Origin of the sequence: Pseudomonas putida (genome assembly GCF_050989985.1) — a bacterium.
Taxonomy (GTDB): Bacteria; Pseudomonadota; Gammaproteobacteria; order Pseudomonadales; family Pseudomonadaceae; genus Aquipseudomonas; species Aquipseudomonas putida_AI.
On sequence record NZ_CP158815.1, the window covers coordinates 2590126 to 2610824 of the forward strand.

Annotated in this window: 19 protein-coding genes and 2 pseudogenes; 12 read left to right on the forward strand and 9 right to left on the reverse strand. The window is 61.0% G+C overall.

Annotation, left to right across the window (positions count from 1 at the left end):
* Window positions 1-72 precede the first annotated feature (72 nt).
* Together ABTV29_RS12070 and ABTV29_RS12075 are read left to right on the forward strand one after the other, a co-directional pair.
* Window positions 73-720 (forward strand): annotated as a pseudogene (locus ABTV29_RS12070) (methyl-accepting chemotaxis protein); the annotation flags it as partial.
* A gap of 309 nt (window positions 721-1029) precedes the next feature.
* A pseudogene (locus ABTV29_RS12075) lies at window positions 1030-1626 on the forward strand (methyl-accepting chemotaxis protein); the annotation flags it as partial.
* A gap of 149 nt (window positions 1627-1775) precedes the next feature.
* Here ABTV29_RS12075 and ilvD read toward each other — a convergent pair.
* Window positions 1776-3458: a dihydroxy-acid dehydratase gene (ilvD, locus tag ABTV29_RS12080; RefSeq protein ID WP_433770472.1), complete on the reverse strand. Its 1683-nt coding sequence runs from the start codon at window positions 3456-3458 to the stop codon at window positions 1776-1778.
* 385 nt (window positions 3459-3843) lie between these two features.
* Between ilvD and mqo the strand changes: the two genes are divergently transcribed.
* Window positions 3844-5490, forward strand: a complete 1647-nt coding sequence (gene mqo / locus ABTV29_RS12085) for a malate dehydrogenase (quinone) (protein ID WP_433770475.1) — start codon at window positions 3844-3846, stop codon at window positions 5488-5490.
* A gap of 500 nt (window positions 5491-5990) precedes the next feature.
* Complete coding sequence (locus ABTV29_RS12090; protein WP_433770477.1) at window positions 5991-6302, forward strand: DUF6124 family protein; 312 nt, start codon at window positions 5991-5993, stop codon at window positions 6300-6302.
* A gap of 525 nt (window positions 6303-6827) precedes the next feature.
* On the opposite strand, the gene ABTV29_RS12095 is transcribed toward ABTV29_RS12090, so the two are convergent.
* The 3 genes from ABTV29_RS12095 to ABTV29_RS12105 all read right to left on the reverse strand — a co-directional run bounded on the left by ABTV29_RS12095 (window position 6828) and on the right by ABTV29_RS12105 (window position 8822).
* Window positions 6828-7283, reverse strand: a complete 456-nt coding sequence (locus tag ABTV29_RS12095) for a glycine zipper 2TM domain-containing protein (protein ID WP_433770479.1) — start codon at window positions 7281-7283, stop codon at window positions 6828-6830.
* Window positions 7284-7331: 48 nt separating this feature from the next.
* Window positions 7332-7787, reverse strand: coding sequence for a hypothetical protein (locus tag ABTV29_RS12100; RefSeq protein ID WP_433770481.1), 456 nt, complete (start codon window positions 7785-7787; stop codon window positions 7332-7334).
* Window positions 7788-7904: 117 nt separating this feature from the next.
* Window positions 7905-8822 (reverse strand): LysR family transcriptional regulator, encoded by a 918-nt coding sequence (locus ABTV29_RS12105; protein WP_433770482.1) that lies wholly within the window; start codon window positions 8820-8822, stop codon window positions 7905-7907.
* A gap of 122 nt (window positions 8823-8944) precedes the next feature.
* Between ABTV29_RS12105 and ABTV29_RS12110 the strand changes: the two genes are divergently transcribed.
* Window positions 8945-9688, forward strand: coding sequence for an SDR family oxidoreductase (locus tag ABTV29_RS12110; RefSeq protein ID WP_433770484.1), 744 nt, complete (start codon window positions 8945-8947; stop codon window positions 9686-9688).
* Window positions 9689-9749: 61 nt separating this feature from the next.
* Here ABTV29_RS12110 and ABTV29_RS12115 read toward each other — a convergent pair whose 3' ends face one another.
* The gene (locus ABTV29_RS12115) at window positions 9750-10049 is read right to left on the reverse strand and encodes a hypothetical protein (RefSeq protein WP_433770486.1); all 300 of its coding nucleotides are present in this window, start codon (window positions 10047-10049) and stop codon (window positions 9750-9752) included.
* Window positions 10050-10394: 345 nt separating this feature from the next.
* Window positions 10395-11573 carry a GGDEF domain-containing protein gene (locus tag ABTV29_RS12120; protein WP_433770488.1) on the reverse strand — a complete coding sequence of 393 codons (1179 nt, stop codon included), beginning with the start codon at window positions 11571-11573 and terminating at the stop codon, window positions 10395-10397.
* Between the two features lie 152 nt (window positions 11574-11725).
* Between ABTV29_RS12120 and ABTV29_RS12125 the strand changes: the two genes are divergently transcribed.
* Together ABTV29_RS12125 and ABTV29_RS12130 are read left to right on the forward strand one after the other, a co-directional pair.
* The gene (locus ABTV29_RS12125) at window positions 11726-11986 is read left to right on the forward strand and encodes a hypothetical protein (RefSeq protein WP_433770490.1); all 261 of its coding nucleotides are present in this window, start codon (window positions 11726-11728) and stop codon (window positions 11984-11986) included.
* Window positions 11983-12747, forward strand: coding sequence for a Fic/DOC family protein (locus ABTV29_RS12130; protein WP_433770492.1), 765 nt, complete (start codon window positions 11983-11985; stop codon window positions 12745-12747). The genes ABTV29_RS12125 and ABTV29_RS12130 overlap by 4 nt, the downstream gene beginning before the upstream one ends.
* A gap of 135 nt (window positions 12748-12882) precedes the next feature.
* Here the strand turns inward: ABTV29_RS12130 and ABTV29_RS12135 are convergent, their stop codons facing one another.
* A complete protein-coding gene (locus tag ABTV29_RS12135; RefSeq protein WP_433770494.1) occupies window positions 12883-13308 on the reverse strand; it encodes a hypothetical protein in 426 nt (141 codons plus the stop codon).
* A gap of 164 nt (window positions 13309-13472) precedes the next feature.
* Between ABTV29_RS12135 and ABTV29_RS12140 the strand changes: the two genes are divergently transcribed.
* Window positions 13473-14135 (forward strand): TetR/AcrR family transcriptional regulator, encoded by a 663-nt coding sequence (locus ABTV29_RS12140; protein WP_433770496.1) that lies wholly within the window; start codon window positions 13473-13475, stop codon window positions 14133-14135.
* 3 nt (window positions 14136-14138) lie between these two features.
* Here the strand turns inward: ABTV29_RS12140 and ABTV29_RS12145 are convergent, their stop codons facing one another.
* The gene (locus ABTV29_RS12145; RefSeq protein ID WP_433770498.1) at window positions 14139-15473 is read right to left on the reverse strand and encodes an ATP-binding protein; all 1335 of its coding nucleotides are present in this window, start codon (window positions 15471-15473) and stop codon (window positions 14139-14141) included.
* On the reverse strand, window positions 15470-16225 hold the full coding sequence (locus tag ABTV29_RS12150; RefSeq protein ID WP_433770500.1) for a response regulator: 756 nt from the start codon (window positions 16223-16225) through the stop codon (window positions 15470-15472). Before ABTV29_RS12150 ends, ABTV29_RS12145 begins: the two co-directional genes overlap by 4 nt.
* A gap of 120 nt (window positions 16226-16345) precedes the next feature.
* On the opposite strand from ABTV29_RS12150, the gene ABTV29_RS12155 reads away from it, so the two are divergent.
* The 4 genes from ABTV29_RS12155 to ABTV29_RS12170 all read left to right on the forward strand — a co-directional run bounded on the left by ABTV29_RS12155 (window position 16346) and on the right by ABTV29_RS12170 (window position 20608).
* Window positions 16346-16663: a hypothetical protein gene (locus ABTV29_RS12155; protein WP_433770502.1), complete on the forward strand. Its 318-nt coding sequence runs from the start codon at window positions 16346-16348 to the stop codon at window positions 16661-16663.
* A gap of 37 nt (window positions 16664-16700) precedes the next feature.
* The gene (locus ABTV29_RS12160; RefSeq protein ID WP_433771851.1) at window positions 16701-17369 is read left to right on the forward strand and encodes a DUF3313 domain-containing protein; all 669 of its coding nucleotides are present in this window, start codon (window positions 16701-16703) and stop codon (window positions 17367-17369) included.
* A 174-nt stretch (window positions 17370-17543) separates the two neighbouring features.
* A complete protein-coding gene (locus tag ABTV29_RS12165) occupies window positions 17544-19739 on the forward strand; it encodes an OsmC domain/YcaO domain-containing protein (protein ID WP_433770504.1) in 2196 nt (731 codons plus the stop codon).
* Between the two features lie 467 nt (window positions 19740-20206).
* A complete protein-coding gene (locus tag ABTV29_RS12170) occupies window positions 20207-20608 on the forward strand; it encodes a hypothetical protein (RefSeq protein ID WP_433770506.1) in 402 nt (133 codons plus the stop codon).
* Window positions 20609-20699 lie beyond the last annotated feature (91 nt).

Sequence of the window (20699 nt, forward strand, 5' to 3'; positions counted from 1 at the left end):
AGGAACCACAGAGTGTCCATAAAACTACGTTTACTGTTGCTGATCGGGACAGGCGTGCTCACCGCGATGATCATGGGGCTGGTGAGTTACCTGGGAAATGGCCAGATGGCCCAAGCGGTGCAGGACAATGACGTCAGCATGTCCGCGCTGCGCAATCACCTCGAAGCCGACATGATGCACGACGCCCTGCGCGCCGACGTGCTGTCGGCAATGCTGGTGGGGCTGGATAAAAGCACCAGCAGCAAGGCCGAGGTGCGCAGTTCCCTGGACGAACACGCCGCGCATTTCCGGCAGATGCTTGGCGACAACCTCAAGCTGCCGGTCAACGACACCTTGAAAACCGCGCTGAACCAGATCAAGCCCAGCCTCGACACCTACATCAGCGCCGCCGAGCGTATTGTCGGCCTGGCCCTGGAAAACCCCGAGGCCGCGCAAAAGGAACTCGCTGGCTTCAACAACACCTTCAGCCAACTGGAAGACCAGATGGCGGCGCTCAGCGAGCTGATTGAAAGCAACACCCAGCACACCAGCCAGGGCACGGCGCAGGCCATCAGCAATGCCAACCTCACCGTCGGCGCGGTGCTCATCGCCAGCTTGCTGCTGCTGATGGTGCTGGGCCGCTCGGCCATCGTCAGCATCATGGGACCGTTGCGGACCGCCAGCCGCATCGCCGAGAGCATCGCCCACGGCAACCTCAGCGAGCCGATTGTCGAGAGCCGGCGCGACGACGAAGCCGGGCAACTGATCCGCAGCCTGGCCACCATGCAGCGGGATCTGCGCGGCATGATCGAAGTGGTGCGCAGCAACGCCCACGGCGTCAGTGGCATGAGCGAATTGCTGAGCAATGGCTGTCACGAAGTGGCCGGCAGCAGCCAGCAGCAGAGCGTGGCGGCCAGCACCATGGCCGCGGCCGCCAGCGAAATGACCGCGAGCATCGAAGAAATCACCCGGCATGCCGAGCGGGCGCTGGACATGGCCAATCAGGCCGAGACCCTGGCCAAGGATGGCGGGCGAGTGATCCACCAGGTGGTCAACGACATGGACGGCATCGCCCGTTCCGCGCAACAGTCGGCCCAGGTGATCCGCACGCTGGACAAGGAATCCGAAGGGATTTTCAGCATCATCCAGGTGATCAAGGGCATCGCCGATCAAACCAACCTGCTGGCCCTGAACGCCGCTATCGAAGCCGCCCGCGCCGGTGAGCAGGGGCGCGGGTTTGCGGTGGTGGCTGACGAAGTGCGCAGCCTGGCCGGGCGCACCAGTGCCTCCACCCAGGAGATCGCCGCCATGGTCTCGCGCATCCAGCAAAACACCCGTGAAGCGGTCACCAGCATGGAGGCGGGCGTGGCCCAGGTCGACAAAGGCATGGCCGTGACCGCCGAGGTCGAGCGCGCCATCCGCGAAATCCTCGAAGCCACCCTCAACACCACGCAACTGGTCAACGACATCAGCCGCACCATCGGCGAACAAAGCCTGGCCAGCAACGAAATCGCCCATCAGGTGGAGATGATCGCCGGCATGTCCGAAGGCAATAGCAAGGTGATCGGGCAGACGGCTTCGACCACCGATGAGTTGTCCTCGTTGGCGGGTAAGCTGTCGCAGTCGGTGGATCGGTTCAGGCTCTGACACTTGGTGCGGTCTTAAGGGCCTCATCGCGAGCAGGCTCGCTCCTACAGGGGATCTTCAGTGTTCACAAATACTGTGTTCACAACAGAACCCATGTGGGAGCGAGCCTGCTCGCGATGGCGCCAGACCAGACGCCGCAAAATGACCGGTCAAAGATACTTGTCGGTCACAGCCCCCTCTGAAGCACTGGACACCGTCTTCGCATATTTCGCCAGCACCCCGCGTTTGTACTTCAACGGCGGCCTTACCCAGCGGGCCTTGCGCCTGGCCAGTTCGGCATCGGACACATCCACAGTGATCTGCCGGGTTTCGGCGTCGATGGTGATTTTGTCGCCGTTTTCGATCAGCGCAATCGGCCCGCCCTCAAAGGCTTCCGGGGTGATATGCCCCACCACGAAACCGTGGGAGCCGCCGGAAAAACGCCCATCGGTGATCAGCGCCACATCCTTGCCCAGGCCCTTGCCCATCACCGCCGACGTGGGGGAGAGCATTTCGCGCATGCCCGGCCCACCCTTGGGCCCTTCGTAGCGAATCACGATCACTTCGCCGGCCTGCACTTCGCCGTTGAGAATGCCGGCCAGTGCGCCTTCTTCACCGTGGTAGACCCGCGCCTTGCCTTCAAAGCGCAAGCCCTCCTTGCCGGTGATCTTGGCCACCGCGCCGGTGGGCGAGAGGTTGCCGCGCAGGATCACCAGGTGCGAATCCTTTTTGATCGGTCGGTCGAAGGGCAGGATCACGTCCTGGCCATCCGGGTAATCGGCGACATCCTCGAGGTTTTCGGCGAGGGTCTTGCCGGTGACGGTCATGACATCGCCGTGCAGCATTCCGGCGGCGAGCATGCGCTTCATCAGCGGCTGGATGCCGCCGATGGCGACCAGCTCGCTCATCATGTATTTGCCGCTGGGGCGCAGGTCGGCCACCACCGGGGAGATTTTCCCCAGTTCGACGAAGTCATCCAGGCTCAGTTCGACATCCACCGCATGGGCCATGGCCAGCAGGTGCAACACCGCGTTGGTGGAGCCGGCGAGGGCGATCACCACGCGAATGGCGTTTTCGAACGCCTGGCGGGTCATGATGTCCCGGGGCTTGAGGTCGAGCTTGAGCAGTTCCATCACCTGTTGCCCGGCGCGGAAACTGTCCGAGGCCTTGTCGCTGCCCACGGCATCCTGGGAGCTGGAGCCTGGCAGGCTCATGCCCAGCGCTTCGATGGCCGAGGCCATGGTATTGGCGGTGTACATGCCGCCGCAGGAACCGGGGCCGGGGATCGCCACTTCCTCGATCTGCTTGACCTGGATGGCGTTGATGTCACCGCGGGCATGCTGGCCCACGGCTTCGAACACGGAAATGATGTCGGTGTGGCCGGCGCCCGGGCGGATGGTGCCGCCATAAACGAAGATCGACGGCCGATTGAGCCGCGCCATGCCGATCAGGCAGCCCGGCATGTTCTTGTCGCAGCCGCCCACGGTCACCAGCCCGTCAAAGCCCTCGCAACCGGTAACCGTCTCGATGGAATCGGCGATCACTTCGCGGGACACCAGGGAATATTTCATGCCTTCTGTGCCGTTGGCGATGCCGTCGGAAATGGTGATGGTGTTGAAAATCACCCCTTTGGCCCCGGCGGCGTTGGCGCCTTTTTCGGCTTCGAGCGCCAGCTTGTCGATGTGCATGTTGCACGGCGTGACCATCGCCCAGGTGGAGGCTATGCCGATCTGCGGCTTCTTGAAGTCCTCGTCGGTAAAGCCCACGGCGCGCAGCATGGATCGGGCAGGTGCGGCTTCGATGCCATCGACCACTTCGGAGGAATACTTGCGCAGATCGTCTTTGTCGCTCATGGCTTCACCTCACACGCTCTTCAAAAAGACCCGCTTGAGTATAGAAGGCCGGGCGCGGCTGGCCGGACCATCCAGTCATCAACAGACGCGCGGGTTTGCCGTGTCGTGATATTCTTCGCAACAACTTGGTTTGACCTATTCGGTTTTCCTGCCTTCGCGGCGGGCGAACAGAATCACTGTCGCTCAAGTAGCTGAAGCCAAAAAAGATAAAAAGTCAGTTCAGTAGGGACATATAACTGGGGTCGATGCAGTTCGTCGGCCTTGTGTGCCCACCCTGCGAAACTTATGACCAGGCACCCACGACATTTGCCTGAATGCCGTGAACCACGGGGCCTGTGGGGTAAGGATCAAAAGGGCGGATGACGTTTTATCAAAGGTGTTACAGATGTTTAAGAAAGTGAACACGGCCCTGCTGGGGCTGGCTCTGTCGTTGGGGATGACGACAGCCCAGGCCGCAGAAGCCAAGAAAGTCGATGTGTTGCTGGTTGGCGGCGGCATCATGAGCGCAACCCTGGGTGTGTGGCTCAACGAGCTGGAACCCGGCACCTCGATGGAAATGATCGAGCGTCTGGACGGCGTCGCCCTGGAAAGCTCCAACGGCTGGAACAACGCCGGTACCGGTCACTCTGCCCTGGCCGAACTGAACTACACGCCGGAAGACGAAAACGGCAAGGTCTCGATCCCCAAGGCCGTTGAAATCAACGAAGCCTTCCAGGTTTCCCGCCAATTCTGGGCCTGGCAGGTTCAGCAGGGCGTGCTGAAAAACCCGCGTTCGTTCATCAACACCACGCCGCACATGAGCTTCGTGTGGGGCGATGACAACATCAAGTTCCTGAAAAAGCGCTACGAAGCCCTGCAGGCGAGCCCGCTGTTCGCCGGCATGCAGTACTCCGAAGACCCGGCTGTGATCAAGAAGTGGGTCCCGCTGATGATGGAAGGGCGTGACCCGAACCAGAAAGTCGCGGCCACCTGGAGCCCCCTGGGTACCGACATGAACTTCGGCGAAATCACCCGCCAGTTCGTTGCACACCTGCAAACCACGCCGAAATTCGACCTGAAGCTGTCCACTGAAGTACAGGACATCACCAAGAACGAAGACGGCACCTGGCGCGTCAGCTACAAAAACCTCAAGGACGGCAGCAAGTCCGAAACCGACGCCAAGTTCGTGTTCATCGGCGCCGGCGGCGGTGCCCTGCACCTGCTGCAGAAGTCGGGTATCCCTGAAGCCCGCGAATACGCCGGCTTCCCGGTGGGCGGCTCGTTCCTGGTGACCGATAACCCGGCCATCGCCGAGCAACACCTGGCCAAGGCCTACGGCAAAGCCTCCGTCGGCGCACCGCCGATGTCGGTTCCACACCTGGACACCCGCGTGCTCGATGGCAAGCGCGTGATCCTGTTTGGCCCATTCGCGACCTTCAGCACCAAGTTCCTGAAAGAAGGTTCGTACCTGGACCTGCTGACCACCACCACTACGCACAACGTGTGGCCGATGACCCGCGTGGGCATCAAGGAATACCCGCTGGTGGAGTACCTGGCCGGCCAACTGATGCTGTCGGATGAAGACCGCCTCAACGCCCTGAAGGAATACTTCCCGAACGCCAAGGCCGAAGACTGGCGCCTGTGGCAAGCGGGCCAGCGCGTGCAGATCATCAAGCGTGACGAAGCCGCCGGTGGCGTGTTGAAACTGGGCACCGAAATCGTCGCTTCCGCCGACGGTTCGATTGCCGGTCTGCTGGGCGCATCGCCAGGTGCCTCGACCGCTGCGCCGATCATGCTGTCGGTGATCCAGAAGGTGTTCAAGGACAAGGTCGCGACCCCTGACTGGCAGGAAAAACTGCACAAGATCGTCCCGAGCTACGGCACCCAGCTGAACAACGACCCGGCCAAAGTGGCCGAGGAGTGGGCCTACACCGCCAAGGTGCTGGAACTGCCGACGCCTCCGGTGATCGGTCAGGCGGCTCCGGCTCCGGCTGCTGAAGCGGAAAAAGCCAAGCCTGTGAAAGAGAATGCAGCGACTGATATGGCGCTGTAATTCGGTTGTCCTGCCAATGCGGTGGGGCTGATTGAACCGCAGAAAAGAAAGCCCGCTGAACCGGTGACGGTTGGCGGGCTTTTTTGTTTTATATGGGTTTTCATGAGCTCGCCGGTACCTGTGGGAGCTGGCTTGCCAGCGAAGGCGGCCTGACAGCCGACCTGTCTGTCGCGGATGTACCCAATCCCTTGTAGGAGCGAGCCTGCTCGCGATGGACGTCAACGATAACGCGCACCCTCCGGACTTGCGCTTGCCAGGCCCTCTCGTTAACCTTCGCGGCGTCGCTGCCAATTCAGCGATCGGGTGTGGTAGCCCGGCTTTTTCACAGACCCAGAACGCCGCAGGGCGTTTTTTTGCTGGCTGCTTTGTGGCGGCTGTGCATGGGAGGCTTCGGCCTGCCGGGTTCCTCTGTGACCGGTCTACCACCCCGTGTACAGTCGTCTCCCTATTTAGCGTGGTAGCGGACGGGGAGATGCTCACTTCACAGAAGGAGCTTCACAATGTTCAAGGTCACCCCGAATCCCCCGGACGCGAACGACAGCACCGAAACCGATCCGCTAACCCCTCCGCCCAAGCCAGCCATGGCCGAGCGCCGCCCCAACCCCATCTTTGCCATCGCCCCCGACGTCAACAACGAAACCCTCCTGGTTCACGCTTGCGAAACCCTGGCCTCGGCCAGTGTCATGGCAAGTGAGCTGGCGTTTATCCTCGAAGGCCCCAAATGCAATCTGGCCCTGGGGATTCAGCAGATGATCGCGCTTGCGGAGTTGTCGGTGAACCGGGTGCTGGATCAGGTCGATCCGCAAGGGTAGGCGAGGGCGTTGATGCAACGTCATGGGTAACAGCAAGCCCGCTGAACGCTTGATCGTCAGCGGGCTTTTTCATACACGATTCCCATCTGATCCGTATTTTCCAGCGCTTTCTGCATCTGTAATGCACTCAGTTAGCGCCGCACAATAACGGCACGTTCCGCAGCCAGGGTTGCGGTGCACCGCAAAACTCAATGTGTAGGGGGCCTTATGGGCAAGATGGCGATTTTTCTGGGTGGCTTTCTGCTGGTGACTATTTTGATCGGCGTGCTGGCGACGATTTCACCGGTGTAACTTGTAGGAGCGAGCCTGCTCGCGATGAACCTGAGAACACCGCAGGGTGTCAGGTTTCCCGCGTCATCGTTGGCGACCATCGCGAGCATGCTCGCTCCTACAGGGGGGCAGCGTTTACGTATTTTGTAGGAGCGAGCCTGCTCGCGATGGACCCGAGAACGGCGCGGGGTGTCAGGCATCCCGCGTCATCGTTGGCGACCATCGAGCAGGCTCGCTCCCACAGTGGTTCACCCGTCAGCTCTGCGGCACCACCCGCGCTTCGCTGCCGGCGCCTTCGACATACACCGCCATGCCCTTGGTCAAGGCCGGATTGGTCGGCTGGGTCACCGATACCAGTACGCCGCTCTTGGTGCGCACGATGATTTGCTGGGCATCCTTGGGCTGGTCATAGGCCTTTTTCTCCGCGTAGTTGCCGCCCGCTGCGCCCGCCAGGGCACCGGCGAGCATGGCCACGTCGCGACCGGTGCCGCGACCGATCAGGCTGCCCAGACCGACACCCCCGAGACCGCCGAGGATGGCGCCGACACCGCTATCGTGGTTGGTCTGCATTTGCGTCTGGGTGATCTGCTCGATTTTCCCCGAACGAATCTCCATTTCACCGGCGCCGCCGCTCCCGGCATCGACCGCCATGCACCCGCCAAGCACCAGGGAAAACAACGAAATCGTCAGCCAGCCAGCAATGGTTTTCATGGTCGAGCTCCTGTTTTCAAGAGACTGCCTTCAAGGAAAAGTCTTCGGCTATTTCACCGGATTTGCCTGCTTGATATCCCCGCAAAACAGATCCTGGTTGCCGCTGTCCGCAGTACTGCGCACCACCACTGAATAGCCGCCGGACAGCAGCTCGGATCTGGCCACCGGAGCGATTCGCGAGAGCGTCCAGCCTTTGACGGGTTGGCGTTCGGTATTGACCTGATCATTCATGGCATAGGCGACGGCACCGGGTTGCTGGCAACTGCCTTTGTAGATGAAGGACTGCACCCGCAAAGGCAGGACGGCGCCATTTGGAACACCGCTGATGAAGAAGCTGAGGCCGGTTTTCTGGCCCAGGTCAGTCAGGGTGACATTGCCAATTTGACCGGCGTTATTGCGGGTGGCCGTCAGGGGAACGTTCACGCCATGGTCTGACGAAGAGGTGGCGCAACCGAACAGGCTTGTGCCGATGATTAGCGCCGAGAGCGCGATTCCAGGTTTCATTGCCAAACTCCTGCGTCGAAGAACTGCAATGGGGGGAATTAGCGGGTATAGCTCATTATTCGGGTTTGTGAGGGGAAAGCCGGGGGAAATTGTGCTGATCGGCGCCCATCGTCGCGTTCATGGCCGGTTTTGCGGAAAGATCTGCGGGTCGGAAAAACTCTTCACCAGATGGTCGTACACCAGGCGCACCCGAGGTGGCACCGGTCCGGTCTGCGGGCGATACATGATCAGCTCATAGGGCGCCGGGGCTTCGTGTTGCATGACTTCCACCAGTCGCCCTTCAGACAGGTAAGGCTCTGCCAGATAGCTCGGCATCTGCCCGAATGCGAGGCCCGCCAGCACGATCTCGCGCTCGGTTTCCGGGTCGTCGCAGGTGAAGGCGGGAGACGTCGGCAGGAACACCTGCCCCTCGGCCAGCAACCACGGCCAAGGGCGGCCATTGTTGCGGTCCATCAGCATTGAAAGCGGCAAGCGCTTCAATTCCTCGACAGTGCCGGGCCGCGCCACCGTGTCGAGCAAGGAGGGCGCCGCGACGATTTTCAGCACGACACCGGCAACCGTCCTGGCGATAAAGCGCCGATCCCGCACAGCGCCGACCCGCACGCCAATGTCGATCTTGCTGGCCACCGCGTCAGTGATCTGGTCATCCAGGCTCAGGTCAATGCTCAGCCCCGGATTTTCCTGCATCAGTGGCTTGAGGAATTGCGTCAGGTACAGCTTGCCGATGGCGTGGGGTGCCGTGATGCCGACGCGGCCGACGATGCCTGTGTCCTGCTGCTTGCTGTGGGTGACGAACAGATGATCCACCCGTTCGAGGGTTTCACGGGCCTGCAAGGCGAGCTCGGCACCAAAGGTGGTGACGTGGACCTGGCGGGTGCTGCGGTGGAACAGCAATTCGCCGAAGGTGCGTTCGAGTTCCTTGATGGCCCGTGTCACGGTTTGCGGCGAGGTGCCCAGGCGCGTGGCCGCTTCGCGAAAGGTGGTGCATTGCGCCGCCACCGAAAAGATCCGGATCAGCTCCATTCGATTGAGCATTGCCGTCGACTCCGTTCCAGAAAATGGAATTCTCAAATCCGAACTCTTCCATTTTCTGGCAAATAAAACCAGTACAGACTGAACCCATCAACCCAAGCAAGCCTCTCCAGGAGTACTGAACCATGAGCAACAACATTCAAGGCAAAGTGGTCGTCATTACCGGTGCAAGCAGCGGTCTGGGCGAAGAAACCGCACGTCATCTGGCCAAACTCGGCGCCCATGTGGTGCTCGGCGCCCGTCGCCAGGATCGTCTGGACGCAATCGTCCGGGAGATCACCGCAGAAGGCGGCAAGGCCATTGCCCATCCGATCGATGTCACCCGCCAGGCGGATTTGACCGCACTGGTCGCCAAGGCTGTCGAGGCTTTCGGACGGGTCGATGTGATGATCAACAACGCAGGCCTGATGGCGATTTCACCCATCTCCGAGCTGCGCGTCGATGAGTGGGATCGCATGATCGACATCAACGTCAAGGGCGTGCTGTACGGGATTGCCGCCGCGTTGCCACTGTTCGAGAAACAGGCCAGCGGGCACTTCATCAACATCTCGTCGGTGGCAGGCATCAAGGTGTTCAGCCCGGGCGGTTCGGTCTACAGCGGCACCAAATTCGCGGTGCGCGCCATCTCCGACGGCCTGCGTCACGAAGTCGGCGGCAACATCCGCACCACGACTATCGAACCGGGCGCGGTGGAATCGGAGCTTAAGTTCGGCAGCGGCCACCAGCCGAGCGCTGAGGTAGTAGGCGAGTTTTACAAGAAGGCCATTCCGGCCGCTTCGGTAGCACGGGCCATCGCGTTCGCGATCGAGCAACCGGCTGATGTGGACATCAACGAGATCGTCCTGCGCCCGACCGCGCAAGACTTCTGATTGATCGCTTGATTGCAAGCGCCCTCGCCGAAAGGCCAGGGCGCTTTTTCGTTGGTGCGCCTTATTTTTTGCATTGGGCCAACACCACCTGGCAAGTGTCCGGTGTGCCGCCGGAGCGGCCGGCATAGCGCATGCAATTGTCCATGGATTTCTTGCGCGCCACGCTCAAGGTGGCGCCCCACGCCAGGCCGCCTTCTCCGGATGTCGGCAGGGCCTTGGCATAGCAGGCATCGCCCACACTTGAGGCCGATGGGCGAGCCGTGGCGGTTTTGCCGGCGCATCCGGCGGTCAGCAGCAGGTTGATGGCGAGCAGAGAGGGCAGGACCCATGACGAGCAGGGGCGCACAGATTTTCCGGGCATCCTGTTTCCCCTTTGGCCAGAGGCCCGCGCCGTGATGGGGCGGGCTGTCTGATTAGCTTAGTCGTTGCCCTGCCAGCATTTGGGACCGTTCGGCGGGGACGGCTTGCCAGCGATGACGGCCAGACAGCCAACCTCACTTTGGCGGGTGCACCCATAACCAATGTGGGAGCGAGCCTGCTCGCGATGGCGGCCACACAGCCAACCTGATTTTTTGCGGGTGTACCCATTACCAATGTGGGAGCGAGCTTGCTCGCGATGGCGGTCTGTCAGTCAAATTGATATTGGATGTGCCACCGTCATCGCGAGCAAGCTCGCTCCCACAAGGATCGCGCGTCTGCGTGCCGATCAATCCACGCGCAGCGGCTCGGCCCCCGTCCGGGTGCCGTCGACCAGGCGGATGCTGTCGCGACCCCCGCGCTTGGATTGGTACAGCGCCACGTCGCCTGGCTCGATGATCGCGGTCAGGCTGGCAGGCGGCTGGTCGAACAGATGGGCACCGATGCTCAGGGTCACCGCCTCGGGCGTGACGAAAGCCTGTGAGGCCGCGCCATGAAACCGGTCGCGCAATGTGCTGCCCAATTCGACGATTCGCGCATTCGATGCATCAGTGAACACAATCACGAATTCGTCGCCTCCCAGGCGGGCCGCCAGCGCATTGTCCGGCAACAGCGAAACAATCATCTCGCTCAAGGTGACTAGCAGGCGATCGCCCGCCGCGTGGCCATAGAGGTCGTTGACCAGTTTGAAATTGTCGATATCGATCAGCAGCAGGGCGCCCGGCCGAGCGGCCGACACCTCGCCCAGCAGGCGCAGGGCCCGGACTTCGAGGGCGCGACGGTTGTACAGGGTGGTCAATGGATCGCGTTCCGCCAGGTGTGCGATCTTTTTCTCACGTCGGTAACGCTCGGTGCCGGTCATCGACAGGGCGATCAGCATGATCGCCATCACCCCCTCGACCAACGAAATCTGGATGATCTCGCCGCGCAGGGAAGCCAGATCGATCAGCGTGCCCGGAACCACCGCCGTCAGCGCCTTGGCGATGTAGAAAACACCGTGGGCCATCAGCACATAACGCAATTGCACCGCCCCCACGCTCAGCGACTTGCCGTGGGGGCGCAGGAGGAAACTGGCCCTGATCGACAACAGGGCGATCAGCAGCGAATTGGCCACCAGCATGATTTTCGACCAGGACGGGTCATCCGGCAGCAGCAACAGCGCCAGCCAGGCCACGAAAATCAGGTACCAGGCCCGGGCCAGGCGCACATGGGTAAAGCGCGCGACCCCCAGCAGGAAAAACCAGTGGGCCAGCACCAGCAGGCCGTTGGCGAACCAGATACCGATCAACAACAGACCGCTCATGCGCAACAGCGCGAGGGTCGAACCCACGGTGATCGTGGCAAACCCCGCGCTGAAACACAGCAGAGAAGGTTCCCGAATGCTGCGCCACTCGATCGCCAGATACAGCGCGGCAGCCGCCGCGAGGGCGACGGAAATTGTCAACATTGTGGGAGGGTCGAGCGCCATAGCCTTGTTGCCTGTCTGATTTTGCGATGAATGGGCGCGATTGTAAGGCTTGGGGCGGTTTTTCGCAGGACTCCCCCATTTTTGCACCAGAACCCTTGGAATTAAGAATTTGCCGCCATGCTATGATTTAAGCGCCACCAGAGGGTTGTCCGATGAAAAAACCAGCCGACGTCAGTGTTGCAAGCCAAATCCGCAGGCTTGCCAGAGACCACAAGGTCACTGCTGAAACTGACGGCATGAGTCGTTTGGCAGTTACCATCACCCGACTGGCCGGCGATGCTGTCGAGTTGGATGGCGTCGAACAGTTGCTCGTCAATCTCAAGAGAAAAGGTGTTCTGAGCAAGTCTGAGATCCTGGTGTTGCAAGGACGCTACCTTCAGGAGAAGCGACGTTCAGAGAAATGCAGCGCATGAGTTTTGATCCATTCGGCGATTTCGAAACTGCTGGATATCTTCAAAACTCACTTCAGTTGAAAGATCCCATCGAAGTGAAAGAGTCAGAGCATCTCTCGTTCGAATCGAGTATCGAAGATGCTTTGGCTTATTTGGCGAAGAGCAAGCCCATCGATTACAAAACCGTGCTCAGGATTCACGAGATCCTGTTTTGCGACTTCTATCCTTGGGCGGGGAAGGACAGAAACGAGCTTGTACCTCATCTTGCTGTCTTCAAAGGTTCACACGAAGATCCACACAGCACCGCTTTTGAGCGCCCCGAACTCATCAAGATGTCTGTCGACTATGCACTCAAGCTGGCAGCGGACAAGAAACGCTTTAGAAACCGGCCCGGCGAAGTAATGGGGCAACTGGCATTTTCACACCCGTTCCTCGACGGCAATGGGCGCACGATTCTCTTGGTTTTCATGGAGCTCTGCTACCGGGCCGGATTTGCCATCGACTGGTCAAAAACCCACAAGGACGATTACTTGCAGGCACTCGGCGAGGAGATCCGAGAGCCGAGCAAAGGGTATCTCGATAATTATCTGAAACCGTTCATGGTCGATATTTCCAGCCGTGATGAATGGCCACAGACTATTAGTGACATAAGAGGTCTGGATGGTCTGGACAAGGAAGGCATCACCTACGAAAGCCTCGATAACCCGGCAGTCCAGCAGATCTACAAGACCTACAGAGCCCAATCCCTCGACGACCGACAACTCACTGACTCGGACGATTGAAAAATCAGCCATTTTTCGGCATCAGCCGCTTGATACATGGCTGACCGCCGTCACTAGCGCAGGGCAGCGATCAATGCCGGGAAAGCCTGACCCCGCATCGATACACTGCCCCGAAGATGTTGTTTGACACTCCGCTCACGACACCCGCGATTCCCCCGCCACGCTCCCCAAACGCTCGGCCGTCACCCCGATACGCGCGAACACCAGCCACACGTACAACAGCACACTGCAACCAATCAGCAGCGAGGCGATGCCGATCACCGGCTCGACGGAGGGGAAGCCCTTGAGGCGCAGGGTCAGTGCGCCGAGCATCACCGGCACGCCGATGTTCCAGGTCCAGAATTGTGCAGCGGCGATGCGGCCTTCGGTGATTGACGGGCGCACTGTGCCCATCAGTCCGAACAGGGCCATCGACACCCATCCCAGCAAATTGACATGGGCATGTACCGCGAACAGTGAGTGGTCGCCGGACGCGCCCATCGTCACGCCCAGGCCCACGCCAATGGCAAAGTAGACGACAGCGAGCCGAAACCAGGTCTGCGAACGGGGGTTGTGATTCATGGCATTCACCTCATGCGCCCTGAGGCGCGCTCAATGGCTGGACGATTGAAATGAGGTCCTTCTGGCGCGCGGTTGGGCTCATGTGGGCGAGCACTTGTTGGCGCGTTTCCTTGTGCCTATTATGAGACACGAGTCTCACGATAAGACGGAGTATCATTTATTCCATGGCCAATACGAAGTCAAGCACCTCGACCCCGAACGGTCATCAGGGCCGCGCCAACCAGCGCAATCGAACCCGTCAGGCACTGATCGAGGCCGCTGCCGCGTTGCGCGAGGAGGGGCTGAACCCGACGATTGCCGAAGTGGCGGAGCGCGCGATGGTGTCGCGGGCCACGGCCTATCGCTACTTTCCCTCGCCGGAGGCGTTGATCAGCGAGACGGCGACTGACCGCGACATGCAGCCGCTGGAGAACTTCTGGCAACCGGGAGACGATCCGGTCAAGGGCATTGGGCTGGCGGCGGATGCGTTGAACAAGCTGTTGATCGGCGACGAAGTCGGCCTGCACATGATGGAGCGTTCGTTCCTGACGGTGTGGCTGGAAAACCAAACTGAGGAAGCGCCCCTGCGGCCGGGGCGGCGCATGAGCTACATCGAGCCGATTGTCGATTCGCTCAAGGACGTGCTCTCGCCCCGTGTCCGCAAGCGCCTGAAGCAGGCGCTGTCGATCGTCATGGGCACCGAGGCGTTGATTGCCGTGCGCGATGTGGGTGGCGCGAGTGTCGAAGAGTCACTCGGCGCGGCAGCCTGGGCGGCGCGGGCGCTGGTTCGCCAGGCGCTGGAGGAACAACAGCAGGCACGACGCAAACGAACGGGAGCTGCTTCCTGAAACTTATCGGTGGCGGGGCAGCTCGACCCGCGCCAGCAACCCGCCAGCGCTGCGATTGCTCAAGGTCAGCTCGCCGCCCTGTTCGCGGACGATCGCTCGCGCTGCCGACAGCCCCAGCCCAACCCCGCCGGTGTCACGGTTGCGCGAGGTCTCCAGGCGGAAGAACGGATCGAATACCCGTTGCAGCGCGTCTTCGGGGATTCCCGGCCCCTCGTCGCTGACTTCGATATAGACCCAGTCGTCATCACATCTGAGCGTGGCGCCGGGGCGCAGCCCGTACTTCACGGCGTTTTCCAGCAGGTTGACCACCACCCGCTTGATTCCCAGCGGGCGGCCGTCATACACCCAGTGTGCAGGGCCGCTGAAGTCGATGTTGAGGCCCTGATCGCGAAAGTCATCGATGATGGTTTGCAGCAATTCCGACAGGTCGAACGCCGTGGATTGCTCCAGGTGCGTGTCCTCGCGGAAGAACGCCAGGGCCGCATTGATCATCGATTGCATCTCTTCGATGTCGCGGATCATTTTGCGCTGGTGGTCCAGGTCTTCCATGAATTCGCTGCGCAAGCGCATCCGCGTCAAAGGCGCACGCAGGTCATGGGAGATGGACGCGAGCATGTGCGTGCGTTCGCCGATGAAATGCTGAATCTGCGCCTGCATGGTGTTGAAGGCGATGATGGCCTGGCGTATTTCGTGGGGGCCTTCGATGGCGATGGGCGGGGCGCTCAGGTCGCCGCCGAAGCGCCGCGCGGCACTGGCGAAACGCTGCAGGGGATTGGCCAGTTGGCGCGTGGCGATCCAGGCAACCAGCAGGGTGGCGATCAGCCCCAGGGCGATGATCACCGCAATCCGCGCTTTGGTGTCCAGGCCCCAGCTACGTTCGGGAGGCGTGAAGGTCAACCAGCTGCCATCGACCAGGCGCACCAGCGCGACGTAATGCGCCTGGGGGCTGCCACGGGGCCAGTCATCGGGGTTGAACACGTCGATCTCCCGATCATCACCCAGCAATTGATGCAGCACCGGCACCTTGCCGGTTTCCACCGGCGCGCCCCCGGCGGGCAGGTTGAGCCTGGCGCGATCGGCGCTCCACGCCACGTCGAGCATGGGGTTGCTGGCCGTGCTCGCCAGGTGCGTCCGCAGTTCGGCGGGTGCGGCCTCGATCACCCGCGTGGCCGCGGCAATCTGTTCCAGCAGGCCGGTGCGCTCGATGGGCGGGCGGGCCCAGGTGCCGGCGACTTGCACGAACAGGGCATTGAGGGTCAGCGAGGCCGCCATCGCGGCGACGATGGTCAGGGCAATCCGGCGCCTCAAGGTGTCGCGCCGGAACATCCGGGCGATCACGAGCGGGTGACCTTGGCGGTGAACATATAGCCTCCATTGCGCACGGTACGGATCAGGTCCGGGCGCTTGCTGTCCGGTTCGATTTTGCGCCGCAAGCGGCTGACCTGCACATCGATGCTGCGGTCAAAGGCGTCATGGCCCTGGCCGTGCGTCAGGTCGATCAGTTGCTCGCGGGTGAGGATGCGCTGGGGATGTTCGAGGAAGACCACCAGCAGGTCGAACTCGCCGCCGGACAACGGAATCATCACGTTATCGGGTGAGCGCAGCTCGCGACAGGTGATATCCAGGTGCCAACCGGCGAAGCTGATGACGGGCCGTGAGGGCTCGCCGACGGGGCTTTTCTGCTCCCCGGCGCGACGTTGCAGGGCGCGCACCCGGGCCAGCAATTCCTGGGGGGCGAAGGGTTTGGTCAGGTAGTCGTCCGCCCCCAGTTCCAGGCCGACAATCCGGTCGCTCAGCTCGGCCATGGCCGTGAGCATGATGATCGGGATCCCCGTCTGCGCTCGCACTTTCTGGCACAGGCTCAGGCCGCTTTCACCGGGCAGCATCACGTCGAGGATGATGGTGTCCGGTCGATTCTGGGCGATCGCCGCCCACATGGCCTCGCCATGGGGGGCCACCTCCACCTCATAGGCGTGCTGCACGAAGAACTTCTTCAGCAGGGACAGAATTTCCACATCGTCGTCGACAATCAGCAGTCTGCTCACGATTACCGCACCCAGGGTCCAAAAAAAGAGCGCATCTAAAACCATTTCGATGCCGGGGTCATTTATTTCAATCGAGCAACATTCCTTCCGCTCGGACATCAAGCGGACATCCTCAGGCAAAAACCTTGCGGCAACCTGCGGGCATTCCATTGCACGGAGGTATTCATGAAGGTTTCAAACGGCAGCCAAACCGCTGGGGAGCACAACACTGTCCGTCCCTTGATCCTGACCCAACGTACTGCATTGCCCGGGGGCGACAAGTCGATTTTGTTCCAGGAGACGTGCCTGGGACTGGCCGGCGATCAGAGCCAGATCGTGATGCGCCGCTATTTCGAGCGGTACAGCCCGCAAGATTCCCATTGGGTGGAGTACATCCACTCTATCCCGACCGCCGAATTCATCCACTGGATCATGACCCATGGCCAGATGCGCATCGAGTGTTCGGAAAATGCCCCGCACAGCCCATTCCAAGCCCACGCCTGACGGTGCAGGCCGTCCCGCCCTACAAGGAATCACCATGATCAGAAGTACTCGCTCGCTGTCGCTGCTGTTTGCAGCCACCCTGAGCCTGTCGGCCTGCAGCAGCAAGAAAGTCACCCCTGAAATGTATACCGGGTTTCTGTACGACTACAGCCTGCTGACGGAGCGCCAGGCACCCTCGGGCCAGACCGTGTTGAGCTGGGTCAGCCCCGCCGTGAAGCGCGGCCGCTACACCCGGGTCTACCTGGCGCCGAGCCAGTTCTATCCGGGCCCCGAGCCGACCGAACGGATTCCGCTGAGCACGCTCTCCGGCGTCACCGACTACTACGATGCGGCGCTGCGCGCGGAACTGGGCAAGATCCTGCCGCTGGCGCCGAAACCGGATTCCGACACCCTGATCGTCAGGCCCGCCATTACCCGGGTCGCGACCAGCACCCAGGGCCTGAAGTTTTATGAATGGCTACCGGTCACCCTGGTCGCGGCCGGCGTAAGCACCGCCACCGGCATCCGCGACCAGGACAGTGAAATCGCCACCGAAGTGTCCTTCGAGGACGGTGCGACCGGGGAAGTGGTGGCCGAAGTCGTGCGCAAAGGCACAGGGTTGTCACTGGAAAACGACAAACAGGTGCTGACCCCGGATGACGTCAAGGTCGTGCTCGATGGCTGGGCCAGCGATTTGCGCGAGTCCTATACCGCGATCCGCAAGTAACGGACCGGTCAGAGAATGACAGCCCTGCGCGGGTCGATCCCGCGCAGGCCGCTGCCGGGAGGAGGGCGCGTGTGGAACCGGCCGGCGGCGACCTGGGAAAAGCACAAGACTTGCCGCGGAAAAACCGGATAATGGCGGCCAATTTTGCTTAGCTCGCTATTCTGGTATTCCCCCATGGAAATCAAGGTCAACTTTCTCGACAACCTTCGACTTGAAGCCAAGTTCGATGACTTCACCGTGATCGCCGATCAGCCCATTCGCTACAAAGGCGATGGCTCGGCTCCGGGTCCATTCGATTACTTCCTGGCTTCATCGGCGTTGTGTGCCGCCTACTTCGTGAAGTTGTACTGCGAAACCCGCAACATCCCCACCGACAATATCCGCCTGTCGCAGAACAACATTGTCGATCCGGAAAACCGCTACAACCAGATCTTCAAGATCCAGGTCGAGCTGCCGGCCGATATCAGCGACAAGGACCGCCAGGGCATTTTGCGTTCCATCGATCGTTGCACGGTCAAGAAGGTGGTGCAGGCGGGTCCTGAGTTCGTGATCGAAGAAGTGGAAAACCTCGACGCCGATGCCCAAGCATTGTTGATGCCGAACTCGACGTCCGAGGGCGGCACCTACATTGTCGGCAAGGACCTGCCGCTGGAGCAGACCATCGCCAACATGTCGGGCATCCTGGCCGACCTGGGCATGAAGATCGAGATCGCCTCCTGGCGCAATATCGTGCCCAACGTGTGGTCGCTGCATATCCGCGATGCGCACTCGCCGATGTGCTTTACCAACGGCAAGGGCTCGACCAAGGAAAGCGCGCTGGCCTCGGCGCTGGGCGAGTTCATCGAGCGGCTCAACTGCAACTTCTTCTACAACGACCAGTTCTGGGGCGAAGAGATCGCCAACGCACCGTTCGTGCATTACCCGGACGAGCGCTGGTTCCAGCCCGGGCGCAAAGACGCGCTGCCGGCGGAGATCCTCGACGAGTACTGCCTGAAGATCTACAACCGCGATGGCGAGCTGCGTGGCTCGCACCTGTTCGATACCAACTCGGGCAATGAAGAGCGCGGAATTGTCTCGCTGCCGTTTGTGCGCCAGTCCGACGGCGAGGTGGTGTACTTCCCGTCCAACCTGATCGAAAACCTGTACTTGAGCAACGGCATGAGCGCCGGCAACACCCTGGCCGAAGCTCAGGTGCAGTGTCTGTCGGAGATTTTCGAGCGGGCGGTGAAACGCGAAATCATCGAAGGCGAGTTCGCGCTGCCGGACGTGCCGGCCGACGTGCTGGCGAAATACCCGGGGATTCTCGCCGGTATCCAGGGCCTGGAAGCCCAGGGCTTCCCGGTGCTGGTCAAGGATGCGTCGCTGGGCGGCGAATTCCCGGTCATGTGCGTGACCTTGATGAACCCGCGCACCGGCGGTGTATTCGCCTCGTTCGGCGCACACCCGAGCTTCGAGGTGGCGCTGGAGCGCAGCCTGACCGAGCTGCTGCAGGGCCGCAGCTTCGAAGGCTTGAACGACCTGCCGCAGCCGACCTTCGAGGGTCATGCGGTCACCGAGCCGAACAACTTCGTCGAGCACTTCATCGATTCCAGCGGTGTGGTGTCGTGGCGCTTCTTCAGTTCCAAATCCGACCACGAGTTCGTGGAGTGGGATTTCACCAGCCAGGGTGAAGACTCCAATGCCGAGGAAGCCGCGACGCTGTTCGGTATCCTCCAGGGCATGGGCAAGGAAGTGTACATGGCGGTGTACGAGCACATCGGTGCCACGGCCTGCCGCATCCTGGTACCGGACTATTCGGAGATCTATCCGGTCGATGACCTGATCTGGGACAACACCAACAAGGCACTGTTCTTCCGCGCCGATATCCTCAATCTGCATCGCCTGGACGAGGCCGAGCTGAAGGATCTGGTCGAGCGTCTGGTGGAAAGCGAACTGGACGACTACACCGACATCACCACCCTGATCGGCATCGAGTTCGATGACAACACCGCCTGGGGCCAGTTGACGATCCTCGAATTGAAGGCGCTGATCTACCTGGCCTTGCAGCAATTCGAAGAGGCGAAGGAGGCGGTGGAAACCTTCCTGCAATACAACGACAACACGGTCGAGCGCGGATTGTTCTACCAGGCGGTGAATGCGGTGCTGGAGATGGAACTGGACGAAGACCTGGAGCTGGCGGACTACGAGGTCAACTTCCGCCGGATGTTCGGCAACGAGCGGATGGACGCTGCGATCGGCTCGGTCAACAGCAGCGTACGCTTCTACGGCCTGACGCCGACCAGCATGAAACTCGAAGGCCTCGACCGCCACCTGCGCCTGATCGACAGCTACAAGAAACTGCACAGCGCACGGGCCAACCTGAAGCGCTGATCCACCCCCTCTGTGGGAGCGAGCCTGCTCGCGATGGTCGTGAACGATGACGCTGGGTACCTGATTCCGCGCGGCGTCTTCAAGTCCATCGCGAGCAGGCTCGCTCCTACAGGGTTCGTGCCGATCACAATGATTGTGTACGACACGACCCCTGTGGGAGCGTGGCTTGCCCGCGAAGGCGTCCTGCCTGCCGACCTGATTTTGCGGATGTACCCGAACTATTGTAGGAGCGAGCCTGCTCGCGATGGTCGTGAACGATGACGCCGGGTGCCTGATTCCCCGCGGCGCCTGCAAGTCCATCGCGAGCAGGCTCGCTCCTACAGAATTGTTGTCGTTCGTGAGTCATCCAGTCGGCACAAATAAAGCACCTCGGGTGCTTTTTTTGTTTTTGCCACTGGCCACTCGCCTTGCGTCATTGCCTGGCCTGTGAGTTGATAAGCCGCTTTTCAAATCAGGGAGATGCCGCAATGGAAGAAAAGGTTTTGAAGTGGAAGCTGGTCAATTTTCTGGTGGCCGATGCCGAACTGGATTACGGCTCTGAAGCCGAAGAGGGCAACCTGGATGTGCTGGCCGATGTGCTGGAGGCCTTCAAGGAGCAGTACGGCGGGCTCTGGGTTGGCGGGGGGCTGGTAATCACCCCACGTGTGATTCGACTGAGCGCCAATGGCTTGAACCGCGCCGTTCAGTCGGGAGCCCTGGATATCGAATTGCCGTTGTCGCTGATCCGCAAGGTCACCGTCGAAGGTGGCTTCATCACCAAAATCGTTCGCCTGGACACCCGCGCCGGCAGCGTTAAATTCCGCTGCTATGGTGCGAAGAGCGTCGCCGCGCTGATCGGGACGCTGATGACTTCCCGGCAGGCTGCCTGAGACTCAATAAATGTATTTGCAGGAGCGAGCTTTGCTCGCGATGGTCGTAAACGATGACGCTGTGTGCCTGATTCCCCGCGGCGTCCTCAAG

Bases quoted from the DNA above. Each gene is read 5' to 3' on its own strand.
- ABTV29_RS12105 (WP_433770482.1), bottom strand. From the start codon at position 8,822: ATGCTCAATCGAATGGAGCTGATCCGGATCTTTTCGGTGGCGGCGCAA.
- ABTV29_RS12120 (WP_433770488.1), bottom strand. From the start codon at position 11,573: ATGGCGCTCGACCCTCCCACAATGTTGACAATTTCCGTCGCCCTCGCG.
- ABTV29_RS12115 (WP_433770486.1), bottom strand. From the start codon at position 10,049: ATGCCCGGAAAATCTGTGCGCCCCTGCTCGTCATGGGTCCTGCCCTCT.
- mqo (WP_433770475.1), top strand. From the start codon at position 3,844: ATGTTTAAGAAAGTGAACACGGCCCTGCTGGGGCTGGCTCTGTCGTTG.
- ABTV29_RS12100 (WP_433770481.1), bottom strand. From the start codon at position 7,787: ATGAAACCTGGAATCGCGCTCTCGGCGCTAATCATCGGCACAAGCCTG.
- ABTV29_RS12165 (WP_433770504.1), top strand. From the start codon at position 17,544: ATGGAAATCAAGGTCAACTTTCTCGACAACCTTCGACTTGAAGCCAAG.
- ABTV29_RS12095 (WP_433770479.1), bottom strand. From the start codon at position 7,283: ATGAAAACCATTGCTGGCTGGCTGACGATTTCGTTGTTTTCCCTGGTG.
- ABTV29_RS12125 (WP_433770490.1), top strand. From the start codon at position 11,726: ATGAAAAAACCAGCCGACGTCAGTGTTGCAAGCCAAATCCGCAGGCTT.
- ABTV29_RS12140 (WP_433770496.1), top strand. From the start codon at position 13,473: ATGGCCAATACGAAGTCAAGCACCTCGACCCCGAACGGTCATCAGGGC.
- ABTV29_RS12170 (WP_433770506.1), top strand. From the start codon at position 20,207: ATGGAAGAAAAGGTTTTGAAGTGGAAGCTGGTCAATTTTCTGGTGGCC.
- ABTV29_RS12130 (WP_433770492.1), top strand. From the start codon at position 11,983: ATGAGTTTTGATCCATTCGGCGATTTCGAAACTGCTGGATATCTTCAA.
- ABTV29_RS12090 (WP_433770477.1), top strand. From the start codon at position 5,991: ATGTTCAAGGTCACCCCGAATCCCCCGGACGCGAACGACAGCACCGAA.
- ilvD (WP_433770472.1), bottom strand. From the start codon at position 3,458: ATGAGCGACAAAGACGATCTGCGCAAGTATTCCTCCGAAGTGGTCGAT.
- ABTV29_RS12110 (WP_433770484.1), top strand. From the start codon at position 8,945: ATGAGCAACAACATTCAAGGCAAAGTGGTCGTCATTACCGGTGCAAGC.
- ABTV29_RS12155 (WP_433770502.1), top strand. From the start codon at position 16,346: ATGAAGGTTTCAAACGGCAGCCAAACCGCTGGGGAGCACAACACTGTC.
- ABTV29_RS12150 (WP_433770500.1), bottom strand. From the start codon at position 16,225: ATGGTTTTAGATGCGCTCTTTTTTTGGACCCTGGGTGCGGTAATCGTG.
- ABTV29_RS12135 (WP_433770494.1), bottom strand. From the start codon at position 13,308: ATGAATCACAACCCCCGTTCGCAGACCTGGTTTCGGCTCGCTGTCGTC.